Source organism: Luteibacter rhizovicinus, from assembly GCF_004342265.1.
Lineage (GTDB): Bacteria > Pseudomonadota > Gammaproteobacteria > Xanthomonadales > Rhodanobacteraceae > Luteibacter > Luteibacter rhizovicinus_B.
On the sequence record NZ_SMCS01000001.1, the window covers coordinates 236,827 to 253,510 of the forward strand.

Consider the following 16,684-nt stretch of genomic DNA (forward strand, 5'->3'; position numbering starts at 1 on the left):
GATTCGGTGACGACCGGCGGGGAGGGCCTCGCCGGTCGTCGTCCGAACTACATACTGTGCGCGGGGTTTGTCGGCTGCTGCACCTGTCGCTGCTGCTCCCGTTCGTGAGAAGGCTGCGCGGCGGGTTCCGTCTGGGCCAGCGCGGCGCTGCTCTTCTCGACCGGTGTGGTGACCGCCTGTTGAGTCTGCACATCCGCTACGCGCTTCAACGGCGAGTTCAGGTCTCCCTGCACCGCATAGGCGCGACTCGCGTCGTCGCTGAGCGACACATGGTCGATCTTGCTCATTCCCTCGCGGCGCGCGGCTACGGTAAGCGCCGCGGCCAGATTGTCGCTTTGCTGATCGGGTGCGCGATGGTGCTGGGCATCGAGACGATGCACGGCGTTGCGGGCCTGCTCGTAGAGCGTGTGATCCGGGTGGGCGACGTTGTCCAGGCGCAAGGGGGCGTGAGCTTGCGGGGCAGGGGTGTGTTCGCGGTTGGCAGTGGCGAGCTGCTGCTGGTGCGCGACCGCTTCCAGTGTCTTCGGCCCGGCCACGCCATCGACCTTCAGATGGTGGTCGCGCTGGAACGCCTCCAGGGCGGATTTGGTCGCGGGACCGAAATCGCCATCGGCGTGCAAGGTTTTCTTGCTGGCGTCGGTATAACCGAGCTGACCGAGGTCCGACTGCAGCTTGCGCACGGCTTCGCCATCCGCGCCCTGCTTGAGCGACGTGCCCGGCGACGCATGCTGCGGGGCATCGTGGGAGCGCTGCGGATGCGTCTGCGCGGGAAGTTCGGCGACGCCCTTGGACAGGCGCTCCATCACTTCGGGCGTGAGCTTCTTCTCCCAGTCGGCGAAGCGCTCGCGACGATCTTCCAGACCGTTGTACTTGCCGTTGACGGCCTTGGTCGCCGCCTTCACGTCTTCGCGCGCGGCTTCCGGGACGCGGTTCTCCCAGTACCACACGGCGATCTTCGACGCGGTTTTCGGCTCGGCGGCGAGTTCCGGGTGCTTGACCAGATCGACACCGAGCGCTTCGCCCGCGGCGCGGTAATTGTCTTTGCCCGTCAGCTGGATATAGCCGCGGCCGTGATACTTGTAACCATCGCCGGGCTGATCGTTGCCATTGCGGCCGCCGTACATCAGTTCGGCCAAATGCTCGGGCTTGCCCTGTAAGGCATCCTTGCGCGCGGCTTCCAGCTTTTCCGGACCCTGGCGCCATGCGGATTCGACCGGGATCTGCGAGATCCCCTTGGTATAACGGAAACCCTCTTCGAGACGGTTCAGTCCATTCGATTCGTGGGTGACCTGGGCCATGAAATTGGCCAGTTCCCTGGGTGATTTGATGCCGGCTGCCGCAGCTTCCGACAACACTTGCGCTTCACGATCAATCGCCATGTGTAACTCCTGTTTGACTTTCCACTACATGTCGGCGTCGCTCCGTGCTCGCCATGTTGCCCCGCCAGTCCTGGCGGGAATCGGATATCAGGGGAGTTCGACTTCAGGCAGGTGAGAAGGGTCGAAGTCCTTGAAGGTCACCGTACCCAGTTCCTTTGCCGTCAGCTCCAACTGCTTCTTCTTGCCCGTCTCGCGGTCTTCCACCCGGCGCACGACTTTCGCGACGAGCCAATCTTTCTTCTCGGCGGAATATTTGAAGGTGTATTCGTCCGCCCAGTGCTCGCGCCCGCCACCGCCATTGACGACGGTGAACTGGCCCGGCTCCAGCCGCGTATAGCCGAACGGATCGCCCGCGACGCCGCCACAGCTGGCGCAGGGAACGATGCGGTTGTTGTGCGCGAACTTCTGCAACTGGCCGGATGCGTCGCGTACGAGCAGGACCACATCGCGCGCGGGACCTTCGCCCAGCTTTTCGTTGCCGTTGTCCGGCGGGTCCAGCACCAGCACGGCGTCGGCTCGTCCGTCGCCATTGAGATCGCCCGTCTGGGAATCGAGAATCTTTGCACCGCCTGTCGCGAACGCTTTCAGGTCATCCATCTTGCTTCCTTTTTCCTGTGCGGCGACTGGCGATACGGCGGCGCCAGTCGCTCCCGCAGCGGCTGGCTGACGGGCATATGGATTGTTCGATGCGGAAGCCGAGCCAGACAGCATCGCTTCAAGTTCATCGGCCCTGGCCGCAGTCTTCGTTAACGTACATACATTCGTGTTGGCGTTCTGCGGCGTGCTTCCCACCGCGGCCTGAGCGCCACAGGCTTTTTCCTTGGCCACCACCCATGCTCTTTCCTCGTCGCGCAGAGCCGTTCTCTTCGCCGGTGCGAGCTGCGACTGCAACTTGCGGTAGGCGGCATTCAGGCGCCCGTCCTGATAGGTGAATTCGGTACTCGCACAGGCCTGCGTATCGGCGGAACTATGTGCCGCGGCGGTGCACTGGAGATACGAGTCGCGCAAATGGGGCGCTTGAGCGGATGTCGTTCCCGCGATCGCAGGCACGATGGATGCCATGCTGCAAAGGGACAACGCAATGATGTATGGGGAGTACTTCATGGGAGGACTATTTCCTTATGAGCAGCTTGTTCGTGCCAGTGACTTCGGGGACAACGGCGTGGTCGCGCATCACCTCTGCATTCCGGATGCTTGCTGCTCTGGCATGAGGCCTGGCGACTGCGCATGGAACTGATGTTGTTGTTGCGTCTGTGCCGGAGCCTGCGTCTGTTGGTTCCAGATCGCGCTGCTCTGCACAAGAGGCGTATCCATGCCCTGGACGGTACCCACATCGGCGTATTGCTTGAATGGGGACTGCATGTCGCCCTGCACGGCAAATGTCTTGCTGGCGTCGTCGCTCAGCAGGACATGGTCGACGCGATGCATGCCCGCGCCCCGCGCGGCGACCGTCAGTGCGCCAGCGAGATTGTCGCTGTGCTGATTCGGGGCGCGGCAATGTTCCGCGTCCAGCCGATGAACGCCGTCCCGCGCTTGCTGGAATAAGGGGTAGTCGGGGTGCGTCGGATGGTCGAGACGGGGCGCGGCGACGGTCGCGTCACGCTGCTGCTGCATCTCGTGAAGCGCGTTGAGTGTCGTCGGGCCGGCGATGCCATCGGCCGCCAGGTGATGGCCGTTGGCATCCTTATGACCCAGTTCGCTCAGTCGGTTCTGCAATTCGTGGACAGCGGCGCCATGGGCGCCTTGCTTGAGCACGTTGTCGGCGATCGTGACGTGGACTGACTGCTGATCGGTTTGCTGGTGCGTCGCATCTTGAGCGGCATGCTGTTCTGCTAATTGGGAGGAAATCGGAGCAATGTCTCCTTTCTTCCAACCTTCGGCCTGGCTGACGCCGTCGGCGAGGGCCGACTTCTCTTCGTCGGACATGTTCTTGATTACGATGTCACGAAGGTTTACGCCCTGCCGGTCACCCTCGGCATAAATGGTCCTCAGCTGGGCGTCATGATGAGCGCTGCCGCTGTAATCAGCCGTCGAATACGATTTGACCATTTCGGCAACTGTTTTGCCTCCCATGCCATCGACCAATAGCTTCAATTGGGCATTGCGTCCGGCCTCGTGGCTTTCGAATACGGCATTACCCCATTGGTCGAGGTCTACTATCCCTTGATATCTTGATTGCGCCTCTTCCAAGGCGCGTTCTCTTGATCGGGAGCTGTGGATCGTTGTGTCTGCACTATTTGCATGTTCAAACTTCAGGTTCCCAGGGTTGTTGTTTCGCCATGCCACCGTGCCGTTGGTTGCCTGCAAGTGAGAGCCATCGTCCATTTCGTAAATACGCGTCTTGCCTTCGGCTTTGACCAGTCGAGTGATTTTCTTGTCGGATAGAACGTCATCCATCGTCATTCTCCTTTTCCATGTCTGAATAGTCCTGATTTACCAGCCCCAGCTACAATCGTGCCGTATCACTTTGCAAGAACCTTTGCCGCCTTCGTTGCACTCATTCAAGGCTTCTGAGGCGACTTCCTTCAGAGCTTTCTTCTTTTGTGACGAGGCTGCGTAGAACACCCCCGAGCTATCTTTCGCCAGCGCAAGACATCCATTTGCCTGTTTAAAAAGGACGCGACAGTTGCCACTGGATTGACAACTTTCCTGCATGCTCTTTTCAAGACTGACCGGGTCTCGTTCGCCAATAATCATCGAGAACGTTTGGGCTTGATCGTTCACCACGAGAGCATTCCAAAATACCGGTGCTCGCCACCGAGGGTCGAAATCCGCGAGTAGACCAGATGTTGGTAGTGGAACCTTGTCAACGTGTTTAGCACCTTCGCCCAGGTTGTCGAACCAGGTACTTACGGCATCCGTAACACGCCATTGCTTCGTCGCCGCGTTGTACGAAAAGTTGTAGATGAAGGACGATACCTGCCGCCCACCATAATTGTGTTCGATGTGTATGTGGCCAGGCGTTAACGTTGTCAGTTCACGGTCGAAAGGGTCCTCGAACGTCGCCCCGCATACCGAACATGCAATGACGCGATCGTTACGAGCCACTTCCTTGAAAACTCCGTCTATCTTGCGCAGCACCAGCAAGGGCCGCTGCCCTGATGTGATATCCGGATCGGATGCGTTCTTCTTCTGCCGCTCCATGACTGCCACGGCGTCCGAGCCATCGGTACTACCAGTCGCTTTGTAAAAGATCAGCTTGCTGTCGGCGGGCACGAGTTCCCGTACTTCGGCAGGGGCGTCCTGCGGTACAGCCGACTTCGAGGCATGAGACTCATCTCCATGCGTTGTCGTCGCTTCTTGCGCGTGGGCTGGAGCCAAAGCGAAGAGCGCCAAGGACAGGGCGCACAGAGAGGGGATTGCGATCCGTTGCATATTCACCATTACGTACTTCGATCCATTCGTTTTAGTTCGGGAGTCATTGAACTCGTTCTGCAAAGCTGCATTGGCTGTAGACGATTTGGCAAGCCTTGCTTCCTGTGCATCTGTTGAGCGCGCGCTCCTCTGCTTCTTTCTGAGTCGCAGCACCTGCTGCATGTACAGGCCCACCGTCTGTGCTTTGCGAAACGGCAGCACACTGGTTGTAGAAAGAAAGCAATATTGCGCAGTTCCTGCCACCGTTCTTTGAGCAGAGGTCGAGCGCAACCCGATTAGCGTCTGATTTGCTTTCTTGTCCCTCAACCGTACCAGCTCGACCTGTATCCGAATCCATGGCGATGGCTCCCCACCGGTCTGCCCATACGGCCTGTGGCTGCGCAGGCTGCTGCTGAGCCGGATTTTCTTGGTAGTAAGGCGAGTTCTGTTGGTCGGGTGGAATACAGCCGGGATTGCCTGCCGATGGCACACCTGGAGCGCACTGCGACCAAGCCGCAGGTACGCAGAGACAAAATCCTAGTGCTGCTAAGAGCTTCGTCATTTCGTGCCTTATTCCATGGCTTTGAGCTATTGAACTCGTTCTGGGTAACTGCATTGGCTATATACAACCTTGCATTCCTTGCGTCCGCCGCAATCATCAAGGGCGCTTCGTTCAGCCTCATCTTTGCCCGCAGCGCTAGCAGCAAAGATCGTGCCTCCCCCTAGATTTTGCGTGGCGGCCGCACATTGGTTGTGGAAGGCAAGCAGTATTTTGCAGTCTTGACCGCCGTCTCTTTCACATAAATCCAGTGCAACCTGGTTGGCCTCTGATTTGCTCGTTCGGCCAGTGATTGTGCCGGCTCGTCCCGAGTTTGCATCCAATGCAATGGCACCCCAACGATCCGCCCACACAGCTCGGGGCTGTGGGGCTTGTTGTTGCGTAGAGTTTCCATTGTTATACGGAGAGTTTGGCTGATCGGGTGGGATGCATCCGGGATTGCCTGCCGACGGAATACCCGGTGCGCATTGCGACCATGCGATAGGAGCGTAGAGAAGGCCTATGACGACAATCGAGTAGATGATTTTCATTGTTATCCTTCGCCGGGCCTGCCGTATTCTTTCGATCTCATAGTGTCAGAAGCGACGGCTGTGTTACCGCCCATGCCAAGCGAGCCAACCATCGGCGTTCGGGTGGCTCCTGTATTCGCATGAGCAATTGAAGAGCTGATGGGTGGCGCTTCGCCCTGCGGTGCCCTACCTTGCGCCAACGCCTGCTGATCGCGAGCACCAGCGCCACGTGACCCGATGCTACCGAATGACGAATACGAAGCGAATTGCCCCAACGTACCCTGGAAGAACGCGGCGGCCATTGGCGGCGCCATGACGATCAGGGTCGATAGCAGGAGGCCGAGGCCGCCTTGCTGCAATGCCATGCTGTTGATGCCGTCGGTCGATCCGATCCCGATGTTTGGCAACGTAAGAAGGTACTTCACGGCGAATGCCGCGGTTACAGCAGCCATCATCTTCATGGCGATGCTTACCATCACGCTCAGTACGGCCAGCGAGAACACTGTGCCTATACCGTAGTAAAGCCATTTGCTGAATAGTTGTTTGGTCTGGTCGAACAGCAGGCACATGATGAAGATCGGGCCGAAGCCGACAAACAGGGCCAGCGCGATTTTGTTGAGCAGAAGCATCGAGCCGGCGATGACGCTGGGGCCCGCGATGCCGATGCCGGTGAACCAACGGTCGCGATCCTTGGCATCCTGGGCCACCGAGTTGCCACCGACGTCGATGGAGTCGATAGTAGCCATGGCCGCTTCCATGCCGGCCAGGTTGGTGTCGATGGATTGAAAGGGGCTGGCATCCCCGCCGGTGACGTAGCTGGCGATGGCACTCGACATCCCGTCGCTTAATGTCCAGTAGACCGACGACGACGAGTAGGCGGCTGTGGTCGCGACGAAGACAATCAGCGTGGCACGGAGCGAATCGCCTACCAGCACCATCATGGGCTGACGAGATTGCCCGGTGACGATACGAAAACCCTGGAACATGATCCAGACGGTAAGCACCACCACGGCTACTATGCCGATGATCGTCGCCGACCCCGAGAGCAGCTTCCACTGAAGGATGTCGATCTCGTTGCGCAGGAAGTTGTTGATCGTCTGGAAGAAGATGAACTGGGTCGCGCCGTCGAGCGGACCGCTGGCCATCGCCAGTACCGACTTGCCCAAGAGACTTCCCATCAGGTCGACCATGACACTGTTTTCCTTATCGAATGAAACGACGCGCTATTGCCATGAGTAATAGGCGGAAAGGATATCGCTGGTGTATTCACGCGCACGATTGCGACGTCACCAGCCATTGGAATCCCCGATGCCGAGCGTCTTCATGCCTGAGGGCGTTGAGCTCTGAACACCTTTAAGCGCAGTCGCAAGTGCAGCGCCCGTAGTCAGTCCACTGATCGCCGAGCCAATATCCACGCCACCTATGCCCGGAATATTAATGCTGCCCAGGGAACTGGTGGTCTTGCCCGTCGCGGCGGCGTTGGCGGCGAGGGTCTGGGTGGCTCGCAGATAGCGCAGATTGGCCTCGTACGCATAGTTCACCGCCTGCATCTGCTGCTGGTCGAGGGCGATGAGGTTGTACAGGGCGGTGAGCTTGTTGGTGTTGTTCTCCAGCTTGCCGTACTGGTTGGGGTCGCCGCTGTTGATCTGCTCGCGCTCTTTCAGCAACGCACGCAGCATGTCGTCGCGGGTCTTGCTGGTGGCGTACACGGTCAGCATGTACTGGTACTGGGCATTTTCGATGTCGACGATTTTCTGGCAGGTTGCTTGTTGAGGCTGGGCGACGCTCTGGCAATGCACGCCGTCATCGAGTTTTGCGGTGCTGGTCGGGGTAGGGAGAGCCTGGGTTGGATCGCCCATTCGTACGCCCGGCTGATCCGCGCTGTAGTTATCGCCGATGATCAGCTTCTTGTTGATGCTGTCCAGATTGGCGTTCATCGTCTGGTTGCCGCCATTCGCAGTCGTGCCGAGGACATTGTTCAGGTCGTCGGTGCGGGTGCTGATGTGCGACGTATCGCTTTTGATCTCTCCAAGCGTGTCGTGGGTCGTTTGGTCCGTTACCTCCCATTGCGCATGTGCAGCCGGTGTGGCGGCGCAAAGCAGCAATAGCGTGGCGATGGCTCCGAACAGACGGCGCATGGGAGTGTGTGTGGCGGTGCGGGTGTTCGATAACTTTGTCATAGGGTTCTCCATCCTTCAGGGCTGATGGGTCAGACCGCTGCCGAGCGGTTTGGCAGCGTGGAGTGGGTCGGTTTGGTGGGTTTGGTCTTGCCACTGCCCTTGCGGTTTTCGTAGAACGTGTTCAACCACTGGTCCGGGCGCAGGTCGTCGGCGGAAACGCCTTCGGCTGCTGCGCGTTCGCGCAGTATGTCGTGCATGATTTCGATGTTGTCCGTCGAGGCGGAAATGACCGCCAGCGCATCGTCCATCCCGCGCAGATTCAACTGGCAGACCGACGAGGCATGACCCTGCTTGACTAGGAAGCAGCGCGAGCGCTCGTCCAGACTGACAACGACCTGGTATTCCGCGTCTGTCAGCTTCAGGCCGTCGATATAGTCTTCGCGGCTCGCATTCGGATTGGGCAGCAGGATCATGGTTGCGGTCTGTTCGATCAGTGCGGCCGAAATGTCGCTGGCCAGCGCGTCCTCGGGACTCTGCGTGGCGAAGATGCCCATGCCGTTCTGTTTACGAATGGTCTTCTGCTTGTTCTTCGCGAACTCCTTGAGCCCGCCCTTGCCGTCGAGGATCTTCCAGAATTCGTCCATCACATAGATCAATGGCCGGCCATCGATCAGGGCTTCAAGACGGTGCAGCAGGTAGTTGATGACCGGCGCGCGCACTTCGGCATTGTCGATGATGTCGGTGTAGTCGAAGCCGATGATATTGGCGCGGGTCAGGTCGACGGTATCTTTGGGATTGTCGAAGACCCAGCCCAGCGAATTGCCGGCCGTCCATTTGCGCATGCGGATGAAGAGACCGTCGTCGCCGACGTTGGGCAGGCTCTTCTGGAAGTTGGTCATGTTGCGCAGGTGTATCGGCGTATCGAGGATATTCTCCACGGCGCGGAAGATATCCTCTTCTTCGCGCGAGCTGTACACCGTCTTGCCCACCAGGACCTTGATCAGGTCGGCCAGGAACTGAACGTTGGCTTCGCTACGCTCGCACTGGAACGGATTGAAACCGGTCGGCTGGCCGTTCTCGAGCGCGAGATAATTTCCGCCACAGGCACGCACGAAGATCTCGGCGCCGCGATCCTTGTCGAAGAAGAAAATCGTCGGCGACGGGTTCAGCTTCTGCACCTGGCTGAGCAGGAAGTTGATCAGCGCGGTCTTACCCGTACCGGACTTACCGATCACCATGGTGTTGGCGATGGCCTTTTCGCCCAGCGAATTTTCGGCGGGGTGGGTGGCGTGGAAGTTGAAGTAGTACGGCTGGCCGTTGGTCGTCTGCAACGTGGTGACGCAGTCGCCCCAGGGATTGTTTTCTTTCTTGCCGGTAGCGAAATTGTGCAGCGGCGACAGGCCCAGGAAGTTGAGCGAGCTGACGTTCGCCATGCGGGTGCGGTACTTCCAGTTCGCCGGGAACTGCGAATAGAACGCCGAGGTGACCGCCAGATCTTCCTTGACCGAAATGAAGCCAGCGTTGGAGAGTTCCGCGCGCGTCGCGGCGATATGCTGGGGAAGAAGTTCCTGGCTGGACGAGTAAATCGCTATGCAGAAGTGATATTCGCCCAGCACGAAGTTGCCCGAAGCGAGCTGATCCATGGCCAGATCCATCTCGACGATCTGGCTCACCGCCTTGTCGCCGGAGGAGATCATCATGCCCTTGGTGCGCTCAAGCGCCTTGAGCGCGTCCTGGCGTCCCATGGGACTAAAAGAGTGGGTTATGACGTACTCGAAGTCGAGATATTTCAGACCATTGAGGATGCCCGGGTAGGTGCCATCCGTGTATTCCTTGATGTTCAGGATCGCGCCGAAGTGGTTCACACCAGTAGGCGTCGTCAACACGAAATCGCCGGTTTTGGAGGAAAAACGCTGACGGCTGACGGGCAGATAGGCATGGACCGCCGCCGGCAGCACCGGCACGGGCTCATCGATGCGATTGAGCAGGTAGCCGAAGAATTCCAGGGCTTCGGAAAAGACGACGCCGTTGGATGCTTCGTACATGCCCAGCCGATACGGCGCATAGTCCTTGAGCACCGCTTCGACGTTGCCGGCCAGTTCCAGAATCGTGGCGATGGCCTGAGTCTGCTCCGCTTCCAGCTGGCTGACGTCGGACGATTTTTCGGCGAAACGCTTACCGCTGACGACCGGGCGGTAGATCATCGTCAGATAAAGTTCGTTCTGCATCAGCTTCTGAGTCGACAACGCCTCGTAGTACGCGTCGGACATGGTCTGATTGAACGCCTGCTTGAAGTGACTTTTGTTCTTGATGCGTCGGCGGCGGCGCACGTCATGGACCCAGAACGCGACGTTGACGAAATCCGGTGCGCGCAGGGTCTGCAGCATACGGTTGAAGGTATTGTGCCGGTGCTCGATGTCCCATTCTTCGCGGCCCACGAAGGGCAATCCCGCCAGTCGCCACACCAGCAGAAAATCGCCGCCGGTCGTTTTCAGGACGGTCGGCGAGACATGGGTGGATAGCGGGACGAACTCGGCAATGGACGCGTCTGGTGTGAACATGATTCTCGATACCGTATGAAACTCAAGAAAGGCCCTGGCAGGTACTGCCAGGGCATCTAGCGAATTTACTGTTTCTTCTTCTTCGGATCGCGATAACTGTTGGGCGTGAATACCCACATGCCGTCGTGCTCCTGCACGTTCCGCACACGAGTGCGGAACTGCAGGCGCAGGCCAAGCAGACGGAAGATCATCTCGTCGCGACGCGCCATCTGGCGCATCACGAAGATCACCGTCGGGATCAGCAACAGAAACCACATGTTGAAGTACATCGCCATCAGCAAGCCGCCGCCGGCACCCATGAAGAAGGGTATGTAAGGCACCCCCATGAACATGGGTGGACGGGTGCAGCCGCGGAACAGCGCGTTCTTATGCATAGTTCTGCAGAACGTGGAGCACGCTGTGCATCGAATCCATCAGCATGGCGGTGGTGTTGCCGCTGCTGGACGTGCATGCCTGGGCGCCGCCGCCGGTGCCGTTGCCGCCGACGACCATGTTCGCCACCTGGGCTGCGGCACCGATCAGTACGCCACCGATCATGACCGGTGCCACGTCGGCAATGCGCTTGTGCGCGAAAGCTATCTGATAGCCGGAGAAAATGACCGCGACGGTCACGACGACGATGGATGCGGCGTTCAGCAGGCTGTTGATGTTCTGGAAAAAGCCGCAGACCTTGGTGCCGGTCTGTTCGATCTGGGCAAACGCGATCTCGGGAATGAGCAGCGAAGCGATCACGGCGAAAACCACCAGCGCGCTAAGCGACGGAGACTTGGACTGAGCGACAGTGTTCGAGAGAGAGGGCAGGGCCATCGCAATACTTCCTTATGGACAAATGCAAACGTTGTGCGGCTGTCGGCTGACGTCCGCGCGGAGAATGGCTGCGCGAAACGCAGCCAGGTTCACTACGGCACGTCCCGGTACAGGCCGGGACGGTGTTGCGGCCCGAGGGCCATCTCGACAGGCGTCGGAGCGCGCTGCCAAAGAGAGTGAGCGGGACAGGCGCGGCAACCGGACTTCGTCCGGCCGCCATGCAGGTACACCGCAAGAAAAATCAGAAAACGAAAGCGTCATCGCGCACTCCCGTACGAAGGTCGGCCTGATCGCCCATCGGCACAGACGGTGCGGGCACCGCAGCGGACTGTGCCGTGGGTGAGGGGGGCGTGGCGTCGGCTCCGGTGGGAGGCGATTCCGGTTCGCCCGGACCCCGGACCTGGGGTACGAAAATGTCGGCGCCCGGCGCGCCAGCCACGATGGGCTGGTTGGCCGCGAGTTTGGGCGCGGCGGCGATGGCCTGGGCGATCTGCGTCACGGCCTGTCCCGCTACCGCGGTGACGGCTGCGGCATTCATCGGGACCACGGGTTGTTGCGCCACGGGAATACCGGTTTGCTGCGTGGGTATCAGGCTTTGTGCGCCGTGCATGCCATCGACTGGCATTCCCGTAGCGGGATTGATCTGGTTCGGAACGTTCGACCCGATGGCGGTGGCCAGCGCCGGCGCGATCGCTGCCGACGCGGCGGCGTCGAGCACGCTGCGTATGGCAACGCGATACGCGGGACCGTCGGTCGTTACCGTAGTGACGCCCTTGACGCGGCCGCCGGGGTTGGCCGTCGCATTGACCACTTGCAGTGGAATAGCCGAAGTGGAGTCCGGGGCCTGTTGTCCGATCGAGGCGTAAACCTTCTGGACATAGCCGTCCTGGAAACCGGTCGTGAAGTTGCCCGAGTAGTAGCAGCTGAACGACTTGCCCCAGTCGCCACCCGCACTGGCATAGCAGGCGGCGAGGATCTGAGATCCCGCGACGAGATTCGGGCACACCTGGAAAGCTTTCTCGTAGGAGTCGAGACCGAACTTGCCGAGGTTGGCGCGGTTTACCTGTGCTATGCCCAGCGAATAGTTGTAGCCCTTCTCGTCGAGCATGCGCACCGTCGCCATCGCCTCGCCGAGGTTCTGCGGCTGACGTACCAGCTGCGCGCCAACGACGCCGATCGCAAACGGGTTGCGGCCGGATTCGACTTCGACGATGTGCTGCATCACCTCAGCCGGGACGGCAAGGTTCTGGCACGCTAGCATTTCCAATCCTGGTATCACCTTTACAACTCCTGCTTCCTGACCGACTCAGTCGATCGTTACCCTGCACTCGCCGCAAACGCTCGATTCGGGTTGAAATCAATGCCGGTGATGTAGCGGCGCCCGGCATGCGCCTTGATATGCACGACGATGTCGATGGTCATCATCAGCAATCGTTTGATCGTGGAAAACTCCAGCCCGGAGCCTTCCGTGGAAGCCTTTACCATCAGCGCGAGCTGATCCCAGGTCTGTTCGGTGCTGCCGGCGTGGCAGCTGGTGATCGAACCGGGATGACCCGACGCGCAGTTACGGATGAAGTAGAACGATTCGTCGCCGCGCAGCTCGGCCAGAATGATCCGGTCGGGCTTCATGCGCAGGCATGCCTCCATGCAGCTCTTCGCGGTGACGTTGCTGGTGCTCTGGCCACCTTTCGAATAGAGCAGGTGCACCACGTTCGGCTGATCGATGAATAGTTCGCGTGCGTCTTCGATGGTGACCAGCCGTTCCTCGTCGGGAATGTGGTGCACCAGCGATTTCATGAACGTGGTTTTGCCGCTGCCGGTGGCACCGGCGACGACGATGTTTTTCTTGCTCAGTACGGCTTTGCGGAAAAAGTCGGCGTAGCGTCGCTCCGCACGCAGTTCGAGCAGCTCGCGATCGTGATCGCTGATGGCGTTCACGTCCTCCAGGATCTGATCGAAAAAGCCATCGTCCTGATACTGGGCGAGGGTCTTGGTGTGTTTCGACGGCAGGCGGATGGTGATCGAGACATGACCCGCCTCGCATGCGGGCGGTACCACGAACTGCGCGCGCTGGCCGGTGGGGAAGGTCAGCGACACCACCGGATCCATATCCGTGATGCGCTGGCCGGTATTGCTCTCGTTGACCACGGCCGTGCAGAACTGGCGTGCACGTTCGAAGGTCAGCGAAGGCACTTCCACCCGGCGCCAGCACCCCTGGCTTTCCAGATATAGCTCGCCCGGCTTGTTGATGCATATTTCGGTAACGTCGGGCGACGCCATGAAGTCCCGGACACCCAGTACTTCGTACTGGTAGTCCAGGAATTCATTCGGGACCGCGGCTACGGTGGCGTCGCTCATCGTCTATGGCGTCCGCATCAGTAGCGCGCGACCACGGCGCTGAAATCCACGTCTTTGGCGACATAGACAGCCAGCACGGTGCCCTGGTTGATCGTTACCGTTGCCGGCCGGTTCGCGGCGCGCTGCACGGCCTGGTTTGCGAGCATCTGCATGGTCTGGGCCGTGTTGCTCTCGAACGGGCTCTGCGTGACCACGCCGTTGCTGATAGTTGTGCTCTTCGGTCCGTGTTCGGCGGCCTCGTACTTGAAGGCGTCGCTGAGCATGCTGATCAGCAGGGCGGCGCCGATACGGCTACCCCAGTGCGCGTTGTAGTAGCCCGGATGACCGGCACCGCCGAGCGTGTCCACGCCGGGACTGGACATGTTCACGTCGATGCCGGTGGGCGTGACGATACGGTCCCAGATCACCGCTACGCGGGGGCCGTTCGGTTCCGATTCGTACTTGCCCAGTATTTCCGAGCCCTTGGGCAGCAGCAGCCGCTTGCCGGTGAACGAGTACACGGGTTCGGTGACGACGCAGGACGTGAAACCCGGGATGTCGGTGATGATGCGGGTTTTCAGTACGCAGCGGATGAACGTGCCGCGCAGCATCAGGGTGTCCGGATGCGTGAGTGGTTCGGCGCTGGATACGTCGGGCAATGGTTTTTGCGAATAGGCGCTATTGGGCGGCAGGCCGCCCATCGCACCAGGCATGCCGTTCATGCCCGGCATACCTGCGAGCATCTGCCCATAACCCTGCGGTGCGCCTGTGGTGGCGTACTGGCCACCACCGACGGCCTGCGCCGCGGCCTCGCCGGTCATCATGCGACGCTCGACCAGGGACGGGCCGCGTGGTTCCTGCGGGACGTACTGTCTTGTCTGCGCGGCAGTGGGCAACGGCGGGGGAGGCGCAAGCGGAATCGCCTGAGGCAACTGTGGCATCTGACGGGCCGTTGGCGGCGGGAGGGCGGTGGGAGCGTCTGGAATCGTCACCGTCTCCTCGCGCGGCTTCTGCGGTGCTTCCGTTCGCGCGCCGGTACCTTTCAGCATCCAGAAGGCGGCCAGAAGGAGCAGCACGACAATGCCGGCCAGGAAACCGAGCGCCCGCCGGTTCATGCGACGCAGGTCGTTCGACGAGGCCAGTTGCGGCGCCCCAGCGTCGAGGTCTGGCGCGGGGGCCTGACGCTGCTGCGCGGAATAGGGATTGCCGGCCAGCGGATCGTGATGATCGGCTTGACCTTCGTTTGGCGGGATCTGGCCGTTTACGGCGTCGTCGTCCGGATGATGAGGCGTGTTCGGGCTCACTTTTTTGTATTCCTTCGCAGACCCACGACGTTCTTGTCGTGCCGGATGACGAGGTAGGGATACGTGCCGTGGACAACGATCGTGTTGCCCTCGACCGTCGTATTCACTACCGAATCCTCTCCATGCTCGCGCTCGCGCATGTACACCGTCGGGAAGTTTCCGGTCGGGAACTGCTTGAGGTCACTCATCTTGATATAGGTGAACTGCCCGTCGTCGTACACATTGACCGGCACGAGCCATGGCGCGGTCTTGCGGCGCATGGCGTAGTCGTAATTGAAGTTGTAGTCGCGGCCTTTCACCAGAGAGGTGTTGAGCTCCGGCACCTGCGACACCTTCTTGGATTCGCTGACGAAGCTGGTGTCGGCGGGGTAGGTGAAGGCGATCTTGTATTGCACGCCCGCACGCCGCGCCTGCTCCAGTGTCTTCCAGTCGGTGGCGACCACCTTCAGTTCGAAGATGTAGGAGTGGGTCGCCGTGCGAATCATCATGTTCGTATCGACGTCGACGTTCTTGGGCTTCACGTAGAACACGTTGTCGCGTCGCGTGAGGTCCCAGCCGCTGCTGAAGCCGGTGCTGTAGTCGAGGATTTTCTCGTTAGGGCTGAGTTCGATCTGCGTGGTGATGCCCAGGCCGGCGCGCACCTGATAGATGCGGTCGGGCTGGTATTCGTAAGGCTGCACGGCTTGTGCGCTGGCGGTGTGCGCTACGCCTGTCGCGGCAAGGCACAGGGCGCAGAGCAGGGTGAGTTTGCTCGAGCGGTTCATCAACGGCGCCCTCCATTGGCGGTGCTTCTCGGAGCGGGAGCGGGTGCTGCGGCAGGGAGTTGAGCGGCAGCATTTGCCGGGACGGCAACTGCCGGGTAGGAGCCTTCGGCGGGAACCGGCGACGGCGGAATGCCGATCGCCTGCGGTGCTTCGGGCGCGACGGGATTCGCTGCGGGAGCGTTGGCGGACGGCGCGGTACCATCGGCCGAATCCGCGGCGGCGGCAGGAACTTCTTCCGGCGGCGACTCGCCGTAGTCGCTGTCTACGCGATAATCGGTCACCTGGAAGCCGAGCGGATTCTCGATGCGGTACTGGTCGTCCATTTTCAGATTCGGCTTGTACGCGAATTCCATCGTCGCGATCTTGCTGTCCAGCGGCGTACTCAGGCCGGTCACCTTGTTGTACACCGTGCGCTGGAAGCGCACCGTCGCGCCCTTCGGCGTGACGCCCTGACCGCCGCCGATCAGCACGATGCTCAGAATCTTCACGCGGATAGCCCTGTCCCTGCCGTAGGTCTTGAAAGGACTGGCTGGATTGGCCGGGGCATGCAGGCTGGTGTAGCCGGAGGCGACGTTGGGCGAAGCCATGGTCAGCACGGTTGCCCAGTCGCGCAGATTGATCATCGCAACGTCGTACGACTCGCGAGCCAGCACGAAGTGGGCGATATTGCTGCGGTTGATGGCATCGCTGGCGGTGATTCGACGGTTCATTACGTCGTCGGTCAGGCGCGCAACCGAACTGACGCCGTTATAGGCATCGGCCATGACGATATACGGCACCTTTTCCTTCAGCGGCAACATATAGAAGTAGCCACCGGCAAGGATCAGCGACATCACGATCGCGCCAAACGCGACCATCCATGCGCGGCGTTCGCTGCGCCTGGCAAGATCGGCAACGGTCAATTCGAAATTGACCGATTTGTTGACCGCACCGTCGATATTCGGGGTCGATTTCTTCTTGAGCATCAGCGAATGCCCGCCTCGATCGTCA

The 16,684-nt window shown here is 60.2% G+C and carries 15 protein-coding genes and 1 pseudogene; all 16 read right to left on the reverse strand.

The features are described from left to right. Positions 1–47: 47 nt before the first annotated feature. Positions 48–1,379: an XVIPCD domain-containing protein gene (locus EC912_RS01070; RefSeq protein ID WP_132141300.1), complete on the reverse strand. Its 1,332-nt coding sequence runs from the start codon at positions 1,377–1,379 to the stop codon at positions 48–50. 87 nt (positions 1,380–1,466) lie between these two features. Then, a complete protein-coding gene (locus EC912_RS19810; RefSeq protein WP_132141301.1) occupies positions 1,467–2,483 on the reverse strand; it encodes a lysozyme inhibitor LprI family protein in 1,017 nt (338 codons plus the stop codon). 69 nt (positions 2,484–2,552) lie between these two features. Continuing rightward, on the reverse strand, positions 2,553–3,776 hold the full coding sequence (locus EC912_RS01080) for a peptidoglycan-binding domain-containing protein (protein ID WP_132141302.1): 1,224 nt from the start codon (positions 3,774–3,776) through the stop codon (positions 2,553–2,555). Positions 3,777–3,812: 36 nt separating this feature from the next. Beyond that, positions 3,813–4,916, reverse strand: a complete 1,104-nt coding sequence (locus EC912_RS01085; protein WP_132141303.1) for a DUF4189 domain-containing protein — start codon at positions 4,914–4,916, stop codon at positions 3,813–3,815. After that, positions 4,798–5,349 carry a DUF4189 domain-containing protein gene (locus EC912_RS19815; RefSeq protein WP_132141304.1) on the reverse strand — a complete coding sequence of 184 codons (552 nt, stop codon included), beginning with the start codon at positions 5,347–5,349 and terminating at the stop codon, positions 4,798–4,800. Before EC912_RS19815 ends, EC912_RS01085 begins: the two co-directional genes overlap by 119 nt. Continuing rightward, a complete protein-coding gene (locus EC912_RS19820; protein ID WP_132141305.1) occupies positions 5,322–5,822 on the reverse strand; it encodes a DUF4189 domain-containing protein in 501 nt (166 codons plus the stop codon). The genes EC912_RS19815 and EC912_RS19820 overlap by 28 nt, the downstream gene beginning before the upstream one ends. Before the next feature lie 2 nt (positions 5,823–5,824). Then, the gene (locus tag EC912_RS01100; protein WP_428993066.1) at positions 5,825–6,991 is read right to left on the reverse strand and encodes a type IV secretion system protein; all 1,167 of its coding nucleotides are present in this window, start codon (positions 6,989–6,991) and stop codon (positions 5,825–5,827) included. A 96-nt stretch (positions 6,992–7,087) separates the two neighbouring features. Next, positions 7,088–7,981, reverse strand: a complete 894-nt coding sequence (locus EC912_RS01105) for a hypothetical protein (protein ID WP_132141306.1) — start codon at positions 7,979–7,981, stop codon at positions 7,088–7,090. A 29-nt stretch (positions 7,982–8,010) separates the two neighbouring features. After that, on the reverse strand, positions 8,011–10,482 hold the full coding sequence (locus EC912_RS01110) for a VirB4 family type IV secretion/conjugal transfer ATPase (RefSeq protein ID WP_132141307.1): 2,472 nt from the start codon (positions 10,480–10,482) through the stop codon (positions 8,011–8,013). A 65-nt stretch (positions 10,483–10,547) separates the two neighbouring features. After that, a complete protein-coding gene (locus tag EC912_RS01115) occupies positions 10,548–10,856 on the reverse strand; it encodes a type IV secretion system protein VirB3 (protein ID WP_132141308.1) in 309 nt (102 codons plus the stop codon). Further along, positions 10,849–11,289: a TrbC/VirB2 family protein gene (locus tag EC912_RS01120; protein WP_132141309.1), complete on the reverse strand. Its 441-nt coding sequence runs from the start codon at positions 11,287–11,289 to the stop codon at positions 10,849–10,851. Before EC912_RS01120 ends, EC912_RS01115 begins: the two co-directional genes overlap by 8 nt. A gap of 805 nt (positions 11,290–12,094) precedes the next feature. Next, positions 12,095–12,556 (reverse strand): annotated as a pseudogene (locus EC912_RS19825) (lytic transglycosylase domain-containing protein); the annotation flags it as partial. A 50-nt stretch (positions 12,557–12,606) separates the two neighbouring features. Further along, positions 12,607–13,647, reverse strand: a complete 1,041-nt coding sequence (gene virB11 / locus EC912_RS01130) for a P-type DNA transfer ATPase VirB11 (RefSeq protein ID WP_132141311.1) — start codon at positions 13,645–13,647, stop codon at positions 12,607–12,609. 17 nt (positions 13,648–13,664) lie between these two features. Beyond that, complete coding sequence (locus tag EC912_RS01135) at positions 13,665–14,930, reverse strand: TrbI/VirB10 family protein (protein ID WP_243649098.1); 1,266 nt, start codon at positions 14,928–14,930, stop codon at positions 13,665–13,667. Continuing rightward, positions 14,927–15,694: a TrbG/VirB9 family P-type conjugative transfer protein gene (locus EC912_RS01140; protein WP_132141312.1), complete on the reverse strand. Its 768-nt coding sequence runs from the start codon at positions 15,692–15,694 to the stop codon at positions 14,927–14,929. Before EC912_RS01140 ends, EC912_RS01135 begins: the two co-directional genes overlap by 4 nt. Further along, positions 15,694–16,659, reverse strand: a complete 966-nt coding sequence (locus EC912_RS01145; RefSeq protein ID WP_132141313.1) for a virB8 family protein — start codon at positions 16,657–16,659, stop codon at positions 15,694–15,696. Before EC912_RS01145 ends, EC912_RS01140 begins: the two co-directional genes overlap by 1 nt. Positions 16,660–16,684 lie beyond the last annotated feature (25 nt).